This is a genomic window from Hydrogenophaga sp. IBVHS2 (assembly GCF_002127215.1).
Classification (GTDB): Bacteria; Pseudomonadota; Gammaproteobacteria; order Burkholderiales; family Burkholderiaceae_C; genus Hydrogenophaga.
The window spans coordinates 297419-311302 of the sequence record NZ_NFUT01000004.1 but is presented as its reverse complement, the minus strand read 5'-3'; the positions used below and the strand labels follow the sequence as shown (position 1 = coordinate 311302).

At 66.7% G+C, this 13884-nt stretch carries 14 protein-coding genes; 11 read left to right on the top strand and 3 right to left on the bottom strand.

Going from position 1 to position 13884, the window contains the following annotated elements:
- The first annotated feature begins 4 nt into the window (after positions 1 to 4).
- The 9 genes from sucD to tfpZ all read left to right on the top strand — a co-directional run bounded on the left by sucD (position 5) and on the right by tfpZ (position 10100).
- Positions 5 to 898 (top strand): succinate--CoA ligase subunit alpha, encoded by an 894-nt coding sequence (gene sucD / locus CAP38_RS12220; RefSeq protein WP_086121675.1) that lies wholly within the window; start codon positions 5 to 7, stop codon positions 896 to 898.
- 247 nt (positions 899 to 1145) lie between these two features.
- Positions 1146 to 3800: a CHASE2 domain-containing serine/threonine-protein kinase gene (locus CAP38_RS12215; RefSeq protein ID WP_218776579.1), complete on the top strand. Its 2655-nt coding sequence runs from the start codon at positions 1146 to 1148 to the stop codon at positions 3798 to 3800.
- A gap of 12 nt (positions 3801 to 3812) precedes the next feature.
- Positions 3813 to 4598, top strand: a complete 786-nt coding sequence (locus tag CAP38_RS12210; RefSeq protein ID WP_086121673.1) for a Stp1/IreP family PP2C-type Ser/Thr phosphatase — start codon at positions 3813 to 3815, stop codon at positions 4596 to 4598.
- 36 nt (positions 4599 to 4634) lie between these two features.
- Positions 4635 to 5264, top strand: coding sequence for an FHA domain-containing protein (locus CAP38_RS12205; protein WP_086121672.1), 630 nt, complete (start codon positions 4635 to 4637; stop codon positions 5262 to 5264).
- A 134-nt stretch (positions 5265 to 5398) separates the two neighbouring features.
- Positions 5399 to 6184 carry an MBL fold metallo-hydrolase gene (locus CAP38_RS12200; protein WP_086121671.1) on the top strand — a complete coding sequence of 262 codons (786 nt, stop codon included), beginning with the start codon at positions 5399 to 5401 and terminating at the stop codon, positions 6182 to 6184.
- A gap of 141 nt (positions 6185 to 6325) precedes the next feature.
- Positions 6326 to 6820 (top strand): pilin, encoded by a 495-nt coding sequence (locus CAP38_RS12195; protein WP_086121670.1) that lies wholly within the window; start codon positions 6326 to 6328, stop codon positions 6818 to 6820.
- Positions 6821 to 6992: 172 nt separating this feature from the next.
- Positions 6993 to 7466, top strand: coding sequence for a pilin (locus CAP38_RS12190; RefSeq protein WP_086121669.1), 474 nt, complete (start codon positions 6993 to 6995; stop codon positions 7464 to 7466).
- Between the two features lie 61 nt (positions 7467 to 7527).
- Positions 7528 to 9303 carry a PglL family O-oligosaccharyltransferase gene (locus CAP38_RS12185; RefSeq protein ID WP_086121668.1) on the top strand — a complete coding sequence of 592 codons (1776 nt, stop codon included), beginning with the start codon at positions 7528 to 7530 and terminating at the stop codon, positions 9301 to 9303.
- A gap of 47 nt (positions 9304 to 9350) precedes the next feature.
- A complete protein-coding gene (tfpZ, locus tag CAP38_RS12180; RefSeq protein ID WP_086121667.1) occupies positions 9351 to 10100 on the top strand; it encodes a TfpX/TfpZ family type IV pilin accessory protein in 750 nt (249 codons plus the stop codon).
- A gap of 20 nt (positions 10101 to 10120) precedes the next feature.
- On the opposite strand, the gene moaC is transcribed toward tfpZ, so the two are convergent.
- Positions 10121 to 10618, bottom strand: coding sequence for a cyclic pyranopterin monophosphate synthase MoaC (gene moaC, locus CAP38_RS12175; protein WP_086121666.1), 498 nt, complete (start codon positions 10616 to 10618; stop codon positions 10121 to 10123).
- Positions 10619 to 10676: 58 nt separating this feature from the next.
- Between moaC and CAP38_RS12170 the strand changes: the two genes are divergently transcribed.
- Positions 10677 to 12203 carry a M48 family metalloprotease gene (locus CAP38_RS12170; protein ID WP_086121665.1) on the top strand — a complete coding sequence of 509 codons (1527 nt, stop codon included), beginning with the start codon at positions 10677 to 10679 and terminating at the stop codon, positions 12201 to 12203.
- A 21-nt stretch (positions 12204 to 12224) separates the two neighbouring features.
- Here the strand turns inward: CAP38_RS12170 and CAP38_RS12165 are convergent, their stop codons facing one another.
- Positions 12225 to 12578: a phage holin family protein gene (locus CAP38_RS12165; RefSeq protein WP_086121664.1), complete on the bottom strand. Its 354-nt coding sequence runs from the start codon at positions 12576 to 12578 to the stop codon at positions 12225 to 12227.
- A 10-nt stretch (positions 12579 to 12588) separates the two neighbouring features.
- On the bottom strand, positions 12589 to 13287 hold the full coding sequence (locus CAP38_RS12160) for a TerC family protein (RefSeq protein ID WP_086121663.1): 699 nt from the start codon (positions 13285 to 13287) through the stop codon (positions 12589 to 12591).
- A gap of 189 nt (positions 13288 to 13476) precedes the next feature.
- Here CAP38_RS12160 and CAP38_RS12155 point away from each other — a divergent pair, with 189 nt between their 5' ends.
- Positions 13477 to 13884 (top strand): DUF3717 domain-containing protein, encoded by a 408-nt coding sequence (locus CAP38_RS12155; protein ID WP_086121662.1) that lies wholly within the window; start codon positions 13477 to 13479, stop codon positions 13882 to 13884.

Here is a 13884-nt window from a genome sequence, read left to right as displayed (position 1 = left end):
CAACATGTCGATCTACATCAACAAAGACACCAAGGTCATCACCCAGGGCATCACCGGCAAGACGGGCCAGTTCCACACCGAGAAGTGCCAGGAATACGCCAACGGCAAGAACTGCTTCGTGGCCGGCGTGAACCCCAAGAAGGCCGGCGAGTCGATCTTCAACATCCCGATCTACTCCACCGTCAAGGAAGCCGCTCAGCAGACCGGCGCCACCGTGTCGGTGATCTATGTGCCGCCCGCCGGCGCAGCCGCTGCCATCTGGGAAGCCGTGGAGGCCGACCTCGACCTGGCCATCTGCATCACCGAAGGCATCCCGGTGCGCGACATGCTGGAGGTGCGCAACCGCATGAAGGCCAAGGAAGCCGCCGGCGGCAAGAACACCCTGCTGCTGGGCCCCAACTGCCCCGGCCTGATCACCCCCGACGAGATCAAGATCGGCATCATGCCCGGTCACATCCACAAGAAGGGCCGCATCGGTGTGGTGTCCCGCTCGGGCACGCTGACCTATGAAGCCGTGGCGCAGCTCACCGAGATCGGCCTGGGCCAGTCCAGCGCCGTGGGCATCGGTGGCGACCCCATCAACGGCCTCAAGCACATCGACGTGATGAAGGCCTTCAACGACGATCCGGACACCGACGCCGTGATCATGATCGGCGAGATCGGCGGCCCCGACGAGGCCGAAGCCGCCCTGTGGTGCAAGGCGAACATGAAGAAGCCCATCGTCGGCTTCATCGCCGGCGTCACCGCCCCTCCCGGCAAGCGCATGGGCCACGCCGGTGCGCTGATCTCCGGCGGTGCCGACACCGCCGACGCCAAGCTCGCCATCATGGAAGAGTGCGGCTTCAAGGTCACGCGCAACCCGTCCGAGATGGGCCGCCTGCTCAAGTCGCTGCTCTGATCGGCCGCCCCTGGGCGCTCCGACAGTGGAAAAAGGGCAACGGAAACGTTGCCCTTTTTGCATGGAAAGTCCGATCGACGGCCCACGCCGTGCCGTTTTGCACGACGCTGTGGCCTGTCAGGATTGTCTGGACCCTGAGCCTGAAACAAAATGCAACTGCGTGGGCGGGTGGTCCGCCGTGCGTGGTCAGGTGCGCCGGACCTTCCTCTGTCCCCCCGGTTCGCTGATCCCTGCCCGACTCTGACCCGTGCCGTCCCGTCCCGACCCTTCGCGCAAGCCCCGCCGGCGTCTGCCTCGCCACGACATGATCGTGGGTGCAGTGGTGCTGCTGGTGGTCATGCTGCTGTACCTGGGTACCGACATGGTGCAGGGGCTGGAGCGGCGGCTCTACGACCTGGCCAGCACCGGCAGCGGCCGGGAACCGAGCGACAAGGTGGCGGTGATCGCCATCGACGACCTGAGCATCGCCAACATCGGACGCTGGCCCTGGCCGCGGGAGGTCCACGCCGAGCTGGTCGACCAGCTGGTGGCGGGCGGCGCCAAGACCATCGCCCACACGGCGTTCTTCGTCGAACCCCAGAACGAGCGGGCGCTGGCGCCCCTGCGGGACCTGCGCGAGCAGCTGGAAGGCCGCTCGAGCATGCCCGAGGCCTTCAATGATCTGGGCCCGGTGTCGCGCGAGCAGCTGCTGGCGTTCATCGGTCAGACCGAGGCCCGGCTGGATTCCGACGCCCGCCTGGCCCGCAGCATCGACCAGGCCGGCAACGTGGTGCTGGGTTCGGTGTTCGAGCTCGGCGCCCCCCGCGGCCGTCTGGACTCGCCCCTGCCCGCCTACGCCCAGCGCCGGACGCTCGGGGATGCCACGGGCATGGGCCTGCCGGCCAGCGCCAGCCTGCAGCCCCTGCCCATCTTCGGGGAGCCGGCGGTCGGCATTGGTCATCTCAACCAGCAGCCCGATCCGGACGGCGCGGTGCGGCGCGAGCCCTTGCTGGTCGAATACGACGGCTTTGCGGTGCCATCCCTGGCACTGGCGGTGGCCGCACACAGCCTGAACCTGGGGCCGCAGGATTGGGGGCAGGAGCCCGGCGTGGGGGTGCGTCTGGGCAATGCGGTGGTGCCCACCGACGCGTCCGGGCGCATGCTGCCGCAGTTCTATCCGCCCGTCGCCGGTCGCGGCGCATTCGCCGCCGACTCCTTCTACGACGTGGTGAGCGGCCGGATCAACGCGACCAAGTACGCCGGCAAGATCGTGATCATCGGGGCCACGGCGGCCGGGGTCGGCACCTCGTTCCCGACGCCGGTATCCAGCGCCACGGCGCCGGTCACGCTGGTGGCCCACAGCGTGTCCAGCCTGCTGCAGGGGCACCATTTCTTCCGTCCCGGGTGGGCCGCACTGGCCGAGACCGGCGTGGTGCTGCTGGTGGCGATCTACCTGGTGCTGGTGCTGCCGCGCCTGCGTGCTGGGCCGGCGGCGGCCGTCACGGCGGCTGCCACGGTCCTGCTCGCCACCGCCAGCTGGATCGCGCTGACCCGGGCGGGCTGGTGGCTGCAGCTCATGCTGCCTCTGGTGCTGCTGCTGGTGGGTCACCTGGCGCTGACCACGCGCCGCTTCCTGGTCACCGAAACGCTCAAGCGCCGTTCCGATCAGGAATCGGCCGAGACCAACCGGCTCATGGCGTTGCAGCTGCAGAGCCAGGGGCAGCTTGACCAGGCCTTCGACCGCCTGCAGCGCGTTCCCCTGAGCGAGGCCGTGGCGGACAACCTGCGGTTGCTGGCCCAGGATTTCGAGCGCAAGCGGCAGTTCAACAAGACCGTGGCGGTGTACGAGCACCTGTTGCGGCTGGACCCGACCGACACCGACACCCAGGCCCGCGTCGAACGCGCCCGCCAGCTCGCCTCCACCGTCATGCTGGGCAGCGGCCCGGGCCATCCGGGCGGCACGCTGGTGCTGGGTGACGGCGGGGTGGAGCAGCCGATGCTTGGCCGCTATCGGGTGGAAAAGACCCTGGGCAAGGGGGCAATGGGCGTGGTCTATCTGGGCCGCGATCCCAAGATCGGCCGGGCCGTGGCCATCAAGACGCTTGCGTTGTCGGCCGAGTTCGAGGGGCAGGAGCTGCAGGACGCGCGTGACCGCTTTTTCCGCGAGGCCGAAACCGCCGGCCGGCTGCAGCACCCGAACATCGTCACCATCTTCGACGCCGGCGAAGAGCACGATCTCGCCTTCATCGCCATGGAGCTGCTGTCCGGTCACGATCTCACGCGCCATACCCGTGCAGACGATCTGCTGCCACCGCATCAGGTGCTGGAAATCGGCGAGCAGGTGGCCCTGGCGCTGGACCATGCCCATGCCCTGGGCGTGGTGCACCGCGACATCAAGCCCGCCAACATCATGGTCGACCCCGCCACCGGAGCGGTCAAGGTCACCGACTTCGGCATTGCCCGTGTGACCGACAGCAGCCGGACCAAGACCGGGGTCGTCCTGGGGACGCCGAGCTTCATGGCGCCGGAGCAGCTGGCCGGACAGCGGGTGGACGGGCGTGCCGACCTCTATTCCCTGGGCGTGACGCTGTTCCAGCTGCTCACCGGACGCCTGCCCTTCCAGGCCGACTCCCTGGCGGCGCTCATGTTCCGCATCGCCAATGAGCCCCCGTCGGCACTGACCAGCCTGCGACCCGACCTGCCGATGGAACTGGGTGCGTGTCTGGCCAGCTCGATGGCCAAACACCCGGCCGAGCGCTTTCAGACCGGCGCCCAGATGGCCGCCGAGCTGCGGCGCATCGCGGCCCGGTTGCCCGATGACGACGCACCCACTGGCTTCCCGACCACCCAGATCACCCTACCCTCGTCCGTATCGACCGCCCAGTCTGTTTCCGTCTCGGGGCCACCGGATATACGGTTATAAAGCCGACCAATCATGAACTTTGAGTATTTCTGTCTCACCGACACCGGACTGGTGCGAGACAACAACGAGGACTCGGTGGCCCTGGACACCGAGTCCCACATCGCCGTCCTGGCCGACGGCATGGGCGGCTACAACGCCGGTGAAGTGGCCAGTGCCATGGCCACCAGCTTCATCAAGACCGAACTGGGCCGCTGGATCACCGAAGGCGGGTTCGAGGCCAGCCCGCGCGAGCTGCGCCGGGCCATGGAGGTCTGCGTCGACAACGCCAACCGGTCGATCTTCAATGCCGCCAACGCCCATGCGGGCTACGCCGGCATGGGCACCACGCTGGTAATGGGCGTGTTCGTGGCCGGTCGGGCCATGATCGGCCACGTGGGCGATTCGCGCTGCTACCGCCTGCGCAAGGGTGAATTCGTGCAGATCACTCGCGACCATTCCCTGCTGCAGGAGCAGATCGACGCCGGGCTGATCTCGCTGGAGCAGGCCCAGTTCGCCACCCACAAGAACCTGGTGACCCGCGCCCTGGGTGTGGAAGACAGCGTCCAGCTGGAGGTCAACGAATTCCGGGTCGAGGACGAGGACCTGTTCCTCTTCTGCTCCGACGGCCTGAGCGACATGGTCAGCGACGAGCGCATGGCCACACTGCTCGTCACCGCCGGGACGCTGGAGGAAAAATGCCACGCTCTCGTGGACGCCGCCAACGACGCGGGCGGACGCGACAATATTTCTGTGATACTGACGCACGCAAGTGACCGTCAGGCTCGCAAAGGCCTGCTTTCACGCATGCTCGGACGATAAACCATCTCAAAAACGGACAGGACACAGGAGTCGGCCATGCCGAAAATGATCGTTTCCATCGACGGCGTCGTCATCAAGGAAGTGCAGCTGACCAAAGACCGCACCACGCTGGGTCGCCGTCCTTACAACGACATCGTCATCGACAACCTGGCGGTCAGCGGCGAGCATGCGGTGCTTCAGATGGCGGGCGCGGCGGTCACCATCGAAGACCTCAACAGCACCAACGGCACCTACGTCAACGGCAAGGCGGTCAAGAAGCAGCCGCTGGCCAACAACGACACGGTCGAGATCGGCAAGTACAAGATCCGGTTCATTCAGGACGGTGCCGAGGTTCCGGCCGAGTCTTACGAAAAGACCATGGTCATCAACGCCGGCAGCGTGGTGGGCGCCAGCGCCGCGCCGGTGGGCAACGCGGCCATCCGGGTGATGTCCGGTTCGGCGGCCGGGCGGGAGGTGCCCCTGGTCAAGGTGGTCACCACCATCGGCAAGCCCGGCGTGGCCGTGGCCGCCATCACCCGCCGGCAGAACGCCTACGTCATGGCGGTGGTGGAGGGTGTGGTTCGTCCTTCGGTGAACGGTCAGGCCCTGGGTGAAGAGGCCGTGGAACTGCGCGATGGCGACCTGCTGGAGCTGGCCGGCACCCAGATGCAGTTCGTCCTACTCTGACGGCTGGACCCCGTTGCCGCTGGCCCGAGGCCTTCGGGAAGCGGGTTTTTGCCAAATAAGTCCTGTTCTGCGGTGCCCGCAGAGGTTAGTCTGGCGGATCGATCCATCTCCGCCCGACCCGAGTCCCGCCCACCATGAAAGTCCAGGTTCTGGGTTGTTCCGGCGCCATCGCGCATGGCTGCCGGACCACCGCCTTCCTGCTGGATGACGACGTCCTTGTGGATGCCGGCACCGGCGTGGGCGATCTGCCGCTGGACGTCATGGCCGGCATCGACCACGTGTTCATCACCCATGCGCACCTGGACCACGTGGCGGCCCTGCCGCTGATGCTGGATGCGGTGGCGTCGGCCCGGCTGACGCGTGGTGCCGGTGCCGTCACCGTCCACGCCCTGCCCGAAACCATCGAGGCCCTGCAAACCCATCTGTTCAACGGGCTGATCTGGCCCGATTTCACGCTAATCCCCAGCGCTGAGACCCCCCTGCTGGTGTTTGAACCCCTGCAGGTGGGCGACACCTGGACCGATGGCCGCAAGACCGTCGAGGCATTGCCTGCCGTGCACAGCGTGCCGGCGGTGGGTTATGCGGCCTGGGGGCAGGGTGGGGCCTGGGTGTTCAGCGGCGATACCGGCCGCAACCCGGCCTTCTGGGCACGCGTGAATCAGCTGCCGGTGGCCCAGCTGGTCATCGAGACCGCCTTCAGCGACCGGGAGTCCGATCTGGCCCGCCGCAGCCAGCACCTGGCGCCCGGCACCCTGGCGGAGGAGCTCGCCTCGATCGCGCCTCACGCCCGATATCCCATTTGCATCACCCACACCAAGCCCGCCGAGACCGAGCTCATCATGGCCGAGATCCTGCGGCTCGACGCCGCATTGCGCCACGACATCCGCTGGCTGCAGGCCGGCCAGACCTTCGAGCTCTGATCCCGGCTCGACCGCCCGTCCTGCACCGTCCCGGCCTCATCGGCCGTCCGGATGGGCCGACTTCCTCCCGGTACTCAGACAAGGTCGCCGAATCCCTCGGTGGCGCGGCCTTGGCCGCTGTGTTTCTCCGAAGGAGTCAGCATGAGCTTGTCTGCGAAACCCACCCTCGTCCAGCGCGGTTTCACCCTGATCGAACTGATGATCGTGGTGGCCATCATCGGCATCCTGGCTGCCGTGGCCTTGCCGGCCTACCAGGACTACACCGTGCGGGCACGGGTGTCCGAACTGATCTTGGCAGCCTCGTCCTGCCGGGGCTCGGTGACCGAGACCATCCTGAATGCCACCTCGGCTTCGGCGCTGGCCACTGCGCTGCCCGGCTCCTGTTCGGTATCACCCACCAAGATGGTGTCGTCGGTCAGCGTGGATGCGACCAATGCCGCGATCACCGTGGTGGGCAATGCAGCCAACCTGGGCACCGGGACCGGCACGTCGATCCGCCTGAGCCCGTACGTGTCCAGCGGGCCGTTCAACGCCAACAACCATGCCGGTCAGGTCGTCAGCGAATGGCGCTGCGGGCCGGCAACAGGCAGCAATCCGATCGACGCCAAGTACCTGCCGGGCTCCTGCAGAAACTGACAACGGGTGATTGGTGACAAAAATTGGCGCGGCAGCACCGGCGTGCGCAGGTCAATTTTTGTCACAAACCCAGCCAAGCGTGACTTATTGGGCACTCGGTGGGGCATCCCGGGCTGGCACGCAACCTGCTGTGAATGCGTGTCCCCAACCCGAACCCCTCTGAGGAGTCTTCATGAAACGCACCCTGCAAAAAGGTTTCACCCTGATCGAACTGATGATCGTGGTGGCCATCATCGGCATTCTGGCCGCCGTCGCTCTGCCGGCTTACCAGGACTACACCGTCCGCGCCCGCATGTCGGAAGTCGTGTTGGCCGCTTCGTCGTGCCGTACTGCCCTGACTGAAGCATTCCAGACCGCGCCGGCGGGTACCGCAGTCGCCAGTGTCGTTGGTAACAACTGCAACATTCAGCGCACGCAGTTCGTGTCTGGTGGCACCGTGACCAACGCCGGTATCATCCAAGTTGCCACACTGTCGACTGTTGGCGGCGGTATTGCTGCCGGTGCGCTTGTCACCCTCGCCCCCTTCACATCGGCCAACAACGCTCCTGTGGCCGGGGATGTGATCGCTCGCTGGCGCTGTGGTTCCACCGCCGACGGTACCACTGTAGACGCCCGCTTCCTGCCCGGTTCGTGCCGCGGTAACTGATTCCGAAGGAACCAAATGGGCCGCGTCAGCGGCCCATTTTTTTTGTAGCTTCGAATGCTTCATGACCACCAACGCCCCATCGCTTCGCCTGCAGACCTTTGAAGATGCTCTGGCGGCATGCCTGCTGGCACTGGCATGGCTGGTACCCAATCATCAGCTGCCATGGACCGCCTTCCATCACGAGTTGGTCATGGGGGTGGCCCTGGGCTCCATGCTCGTGCTTCTGGCTTGGCAGGCTCGCCAAGGCTTGGGGTTTCCAGCGTTCGGTTTGCTGGTGATGCTGCTTGCGCTCATGCCCTGGGTCCAATGGGGCTTCGGTATCCTGCCCAAGATGGGCATTGCCTTCATTTCCAGCGCGTACATCGGTGCCGTGGGCCTTGCGATAGCGCTGGGCTTCAGCATTCGAGGCATGGCTCGCGAGCGTCTCATGGGCATCCTGACGCTGGCCTTGATCATGGCGGCGCTGCTCAATCTGCCCATACAGTTGATCCAATGGTTCCAGTGGTACACGACCGACATCACCTCCGTCCAGTCGATGCTCATCACGCCGATTGCCAGCGACAGCCGCCCATCCGGGTCCATCCTGCAGCCCAACCTGCTGGCCACCTTGCAGGTCTGGGCCCTCCTGGGCTTGACGTGGTGGCGCGTGGAGCGCCGGTTGAGTGGGCCGATCTTCCTGCTGGTCTTTGTGCTTGTGGTGACGGGCATGGCTCTGACCCAGTCGAGGGCCGGCATGCTGGAGATGGCTCTGTGCACGGCAGTACTGGGGCTGTTCGCGCGAAAGTGGGCAGGACCGAGGGTTTGCATCGTGTGGGCGGTGATGCTGGCGTTGCTGGTGGTCTGGTCCTTGAATTTTCAGGCGGTGGCCGATTGGTTGGGAGTGAGAGGAGCTGCTGAAGGGCGTTTGTCTGCCATCGATGGAGCACGAATCGACGCATGGTTGGCCTTCGGTCTGGCGGTGCTGGAGAGCCCCTGGTGGGGATTCGGCATCACCGATGTCGGGTACCCCTATTTCCTGCAGGCCGAGACCCGTCCGGACATCTACATAGGACAGCGGTTCGGACACGCGCACAACCTGTTGCTTGATCTGGCACTGTGGGTCGGCATCCCCTTGGCGGCCCTGCTCACGACCCTCTCCGTTGCATGGGGTTGGCGCCGCTGGCAAGACGCCATCCGGACGCCGTCCTTGCTGATACCAGTGCTCATGCTCATGTCCCTGACGGTTCATTCGATGCTTGAGCTGCCGCACCAGTATCTTTACTTGCTGGTTCCTGCAGGGCTGTGCATCGGCATGCTGTGCGCTGCCAGCGGTGCCGCTCCTGTGATGCAGCTCGGCCGTGCAGGAGCGATCGCTGCCGCATTCAGCGTCTGGGCGGTTGCCGCTGTCACTGCCTGGGATTACTTTCCCTACCAGGAGCGCTACACCGAGTGGCGGTTCGACAATCTGGGCGTCGGCTATCGGCTCGACCGTCCCATCAAGCCACCCCTCGTACTGGATCAGCTGCACGATGAACTGGTGCTCTACCGGACCGACTTCACCAAGCCCTTGTCGTCCGAGCAATTGGACTGGGTGGAAGAAACCGCGCGCGCAGTCACCACGGCACCTGCCATGTACTACGCCGCACAGGCGCTTGCCATGGGTGGGAGGACGCAGGACGCGTTGCGCTGGATGCGCCGCTACAACGCCGTTACGCCGCCTGAGCTGGTCGAGCAGACCCGGCGCATATGGGCCAGAGACCAGCGCACCCATCCAGCCATGAGGGGCATTGATTGGCCGCCCTATGCCGGCCGGTTGTCAACTTTCCGCTTTGAAACTGAGCCCACCTCGGGACCATAATTCCGGCGTTTGAGGGGCTGTTGAACGCCCGGGAAAGCCTACTTTTCATGTCTCGACGAATCCAATGGGCCGGAGTCCATCTGGCCATCAGTCTGCTGATCGCTGCCCTGGTGGCTGCGCTGGTGTTTCTGGTCTGGTTCCCGCACCCCTTTCGTGAACTCGCGGGCGGTGCCAAGTTGTTCCTGATCATCGTCACGGTCGACGTGATCCTGGGCCCCGCCGCCACGTTGATCGTGGCAAGCCCGAAAAAGTCGCTGAAGGAGCTCAGGTTGGACGTGGCCTTCATCAGCCTGCTGCAGATCGCTGCGTTGGGCTACGGCTTGTGGACCATGGTGCAGGCCCGGCCGGTCTACATGGCCTTCGAAGTATCGCGATTCCGGGTCATTCATGCGGTCGATGTGAATCCGCAGATGCTGGCTGAAGCTCCGGAAGAGTGGCGCCAGCTCCCGATGGGGCGTCCCCGGCTCGTGGCGGTGCGCCCGTTCCGTTCCGATCAGGAGCAGACGGATGCCATGTTCGCTGAACTGGGGGGCCTCACGCTGGGCGCCCGCCCCGATTTCTGGATGCCCTATGCCGATGCCGTGGCAGCGGTGAGGGCCGAGGCCAAGCCGCTGGCCGAGCTGCTGCAGCGCAAGCCCGAAGCCCGTGCCGCCGCCGAGGCCATGGCCAAGGCGCTGGGGCGTCCGGTGGAAGGTCTGCTGTATCTGCCGGTGGCGGGTCGCAACCTGTTCTGGACCGCATTGATCGATCCCGACTCCGGCATGCCGGTGGAGTACCTGCCGATCGATCCGCACTGAGCGGACGTCAGGGTGGCCGTTCAGGTGGCCACGAAGTGGCCGCTCTTGCCGCCCATCTTCTCCATCAGGCGCACGCCGTCGATGGTCATGGCGCGGTCCACGGCCTTGCACATGTCGTAGATGGTGAGCAGGGCCACGCTGGCAGCGGTCAGTGCCTCCATTTCCACGCCGGTCTGGCCGGTGCATTCGGCCCGTGCGGTGCACAGCACGCTGTGGGTGGCCGGCTCGATCTCGAAGTCCACCGCCACGCGGGTGAGCGCGATCGGGTGGCACAGCGGGATGAGATCGCTGGTCTTCTTGGCGGCCATGATGCCGGCCAGCCGCGCGATGCCCAGCACGTCGCCCTTCTTGGCGGTACCGCCTTCGATCAGGGCCAGCGTGGCCGGCAGCATGGTGATGCGGCCCTGCGCCACGGCGACCCGGTGGGTGCTGGCCTTGGCCGCCACGTCGACCATGTGGGCCTGACCCTGGGCGTCGAAGTGGGTCAGGGGCTGGGAGGAGGTTTCTGTGACAGACATGGGGCGGCTTTTACGCGGGGTTCGTTGAACCGGTCATCGGAGGCGGCATCATACGGGGATGAAGATCCGTCCGCTGGCTTCCCTGGGCCTTGCGCTGGCCCTGAGCACCGCCTTTCCGTTGCCGGCCCAGGTGGTCCGTGACGGCCCCAGGGCCCAGGCCTTGCCCAGTCTGGGGGAGGGGTCGGGCATGTCGCTGTCGGCCGAGCGCCGGCTGGGTGACCGCATCGCCACCCGCATTTACCGCGATCCCGATTACCTCGATGACCCGGTGGTGGGCGACTACCTCGAGGCCCTGTGGCGGCCCTTGATGGCCGCGGCCCGCCAGCGCGGCGAGATCACGCCCGAGCAGTCCGAGCGGCTGGCCTGGGAGCTGATGGTCTCGCGGGAGCGGGCCGTCAACGCCTTTGCCCTGCCCGGGGGTTACCTGGGCGTGAACCTGGGGCTGCTTGCGCTGACCGAGCGGCCGGAAGAAGTGGCCTCGGTGCTGGCGCACGAGCTCAGCCACGTCTCGCAACGCCACATCGCTCGCCTGATCGAGAACGACGAGCGCATGGCACCATGGATGCTGGGCGCCATGATCCTGGGCGCGCTGGCCGCCGGGTCCAACCCGCAGGCGGCCGGTGCGGCGATCATCGGCGGGTCGGCAGTGGCAGCCCAGAATTCCCTGAACTTCTCGCGCGACATGGAGCGCGAGGCCGACCGGATTGGCTTCGGCGTGCTCACCGATGCCGGCTTCGACGGTCAGGGCTTCGTGACCATGTTCGACAAGCTGCAGCAGGCCTCGCGCCTGAACGACGATGGCGCGTTCCCCTACCTGCGTAGCCACCCCCTGACCGGCGAACGTATTGCCGACATGCGGCTGCGCCTGCCGGTCGGGCCGCTGGCGTCGGCCGCACCGCGTCCGGGACAGCCGTCGCTGGCCTTCCATGCCCAGGTGTCGGCCCGCGCCAAGGTGATGTCGGAGAAAAGTCCCGATCGCTGGCGGGCGCTGCTGGCCACCGGACAAGGCGCCGATGCCGGCGTGGGTGCCCGCTACGCGGCGGCGCTGTCGGCGCTGCGCCTGGGTCAGCGCGACCGGGCCATCGAGCTGGCCGAACAGCTGCGGCGTCAGGTGCCGGTCGATGGGCGTCCCTGGGCCGACGCGCTGCTGCTGGAGATCCTGCTGGCCCCGGGACAGCTCTCGCCCAACCACTCACCGCGCCTGGCCGAGCTGCGCGATGCGGCACTCGCCGGCAGCTCGCGCACCGCGGTGCTGCTGGGTGCACAGGCGGCGCTGGCCACGGGCGAACCGGGCCGCGCCGCAGGCCGGCTGCAGGAGTGGGTGGTGTCGCGCCCACGCGATGCCCAGGCCTGGCAGCTGCTGTCGCGTGCCCACCAGGCCCAGGGTCAGGTGTTGCGGTCGGTCCGGGCCGACGCCGAGGCCCGGGCGGCCCAGCGCGACTTCAGCGGGGCGCTGGAGCGCCTCAAGGCGGCCCAGGCGCTGCCGCCCGCGCAGCGCAATGCCGATCCGATCGAGCTGGCCATCGTGGACAGCCGCCGTCGCGATGTGGAGCTGCTGTTGAAGGAATCGATGCGCGAGGACTGAGCCCCGCGCAGAAGGCCGGGGTCAGCGACCGAAGACGGCCCGCATGGCCTGATCGATGAGCAGCGAGAGCACTGAATAGATCAGCGAGCCCAGGAGCGCGGCACCGAAGCCGGCCACGAAAAAGCCGTCGAGCACGCTGGCAGCGGCCCAGAACAGCAGCGCGTTGATGACGAACAGGAACAGGCCCAGCGTGACCACCGTCACTGGCAGCGTCAGGATGACCAGCACCGGCCGCAGCGTGATGTTGAAGAACCCGATCACCGCGGCGGCCAGCAGGGCCGACGTGAAGCTGCGCACTTCGACCCCGCTGTAGAGGTAGGCGACCGCCAGCAGCGCGCAAGCGGCCAGCAGCCAGCGGACGATCAGGCGACCCATGGCGAGCCGATCAGGTGGAGGCCGCGCCGCCCGCGGCGCGGCGGTTGTGCAGCCAGCCGGCGGCCAGCACGCCCACGATCACCACCGCGACCACCGCCCAGTACAGGGCGTTGGCGGATCCTTCGGGCTTGAAGATGTCCTTGAGCATCTGCTCGTTGACCATCATCTTGCCGGCCGTGAAGGCCAGCACGCCGGCGCCTACGTACATGATGGCCGGGAAGCGCTCGACCAGCTTGAGCACCACGGTGCTGCCGAACACGACGATGGGAATGCTCACCAGCAGGCCGATGACCACCAGATCGAACGAGCCCTGTGCCGCACCGGCCACACCCAGCACGTTGTCGATGCCCATGACGGCGTCGGCAATGATGATGGTCTTCATGGCACCCCAGAAGGTGGTGGCGACCGGACCGTGCTCGTCACCGTCGCCTTCGTCCTCGGCGATCAGCTTGTAGGCGATCCAGATCAGGGCAATGCCGCCGATCAGCATGAGGTAGGGGATCTTGAGCAGCCACACCACGGCCAGCGTCATGGCCGAGCGGACGATGATGGCGCCCACCGTGCCCCAGATGATGGCCTTCTTCTGGTGTTCCTTGGGCAGGTTGCGGGCGGCCAGGGCAATCACGATGGCGTTGTCGCCAGCGAGCACCAGGTCGATCAGGATGATGGCCAGCAGCGCTGACCACCAGGCGGCGGACATGAATTCCATGCAGTTTCTCCAGGGGTTGCGGCCGAAGGTCCTGCCCGTCACGCGCGGACTCCCCCTCCCTCGGCAAAGTCCTCCATTTTATCGGCGGCGCGTGTTTCGGGTGTACGCATTTGCCGCAGCCGCTTGGGCCTGCGGTCGCCTCGGAGATGGCAGGGTGGCTATGATCGGCCTCCCTCCGACAGACCCCCCATGGCCGGCATCCACATCTCCGACATCGAAGCCGCGATCAACTACTGGCGCGAACGCTCGCCGTCCCCCGACGGCGTGTCGCTGGCCGCGCCCTTGCGGGCGCTGGCCGAGGTGTATGCCCTGCTGGTGTACTTCCGCGAGACCGAGGCCGACGAGCGCACCCTGCCGCCGGCCGCCCGCGACGCCTGGATGGCCTGGTACGCCAGCACGCCGGACACGCCCTGCATCGCCATCTGCTCCACCAGCCAGGGGGACGAGGTCTGCAAAGGCTGCGGCCGGTCGTTCGACGAGGTGCAGCGCTGGACCGAAATGACGCCCGGCGAGAAGCGGGCCACCTGGCGCCGCATCACCCTGGAGGGCGATGCCTGGCGCTTCAACCGCTACGCCGAACGGGCGCGCGGCAACTGA

Coding starts and splice junctions, on each gene's coding strand:
- sucD (WP_086121675.1), top strand. CDS start 5: ATGTCGATCTACATCAACAAAGACACCAAGGTCATCACCCAGGGCATC.
- CAP38_RS12210 (WP_086121673.1), top strand. CDS start 3,813: ATGAACTTTGAGTATTTCTGTCTCACCGACACCGGACTGGTGCGAGAC.
- CAP38_RS12205 (WP_086121672.1), top strand. CDS start 4,635: ATGCCGAAAATGATCGTTTCCATCGACGGCGTCGTCATCAAGGAAGTG.
- CAP38_RS12200 (WP_086121671.1), top strand. CDS start 5,399: ATGAAAGTCCAGGTTCTGGGTTGTTCCGGCGCCATCGCGCATGGCTGC.
- CAP38_RS12195 (WP_086121670.1), top strand. CDS start 6,326: ATGAGCTTGTCTGCGAAACCCACCCTCGTCCAGCGCGGTTTCACCCTG.
- CAP38_RS12190 (WP_086121669.1), top strand. CDS start 6,993: ATGAAACGCACCCTGCAAAAAGGTTTCACCCTGATCGAACTGATGATC.
- CAP38_RS12185 (WP_086121668.1), top strand. CDS start 7,528: ATGACCACCAACGCCCCATCGCTTCGCCTGCAGACCTTTGAAGATGCT.
- tfpZ (WP_086121667.1), top strand. CDS start 9,351: ATGTCTCGACGAATCCAATGGGCCGGAGTCCATCTGGCCATCAGTCTG.
- moaC (WP_086121666.1), bottom strand. CDS start 10,618: ATGTCTGTCACAGAAACCTCCTCCCAGCCCCTGACCCACTTCGACGCC.
- CAP38_RS12170 (WP_086121665.1), top strand. CDS start 10,677: ATGAAGATCCGTCCGCTGGCTTCCCTGGGCCTTGCGCTGGCCCTGAGC.
- CAP38_RS12165 (WP_086121664.1), bottom strand. CDS start 12,578: ATGGGTCGCCTGATCGTCCGCTGGCTGCTGGCCGCTTGCGCGCTGCTG.
- CAP38_RS12160 (WP_086121663.1), bottom strand. CDS start 13,287: ATGGAATTCATGTCCGCCGCCTGGTGGTCAGCGCTGCTGGCCATCATC.
- CAP38_RS12155 (WP_086121662.1), top strand. CDS start 13,477: ATGGCCGGCATCCACATCTCCGACATCGAAGCCGCGATCAACTACTGG.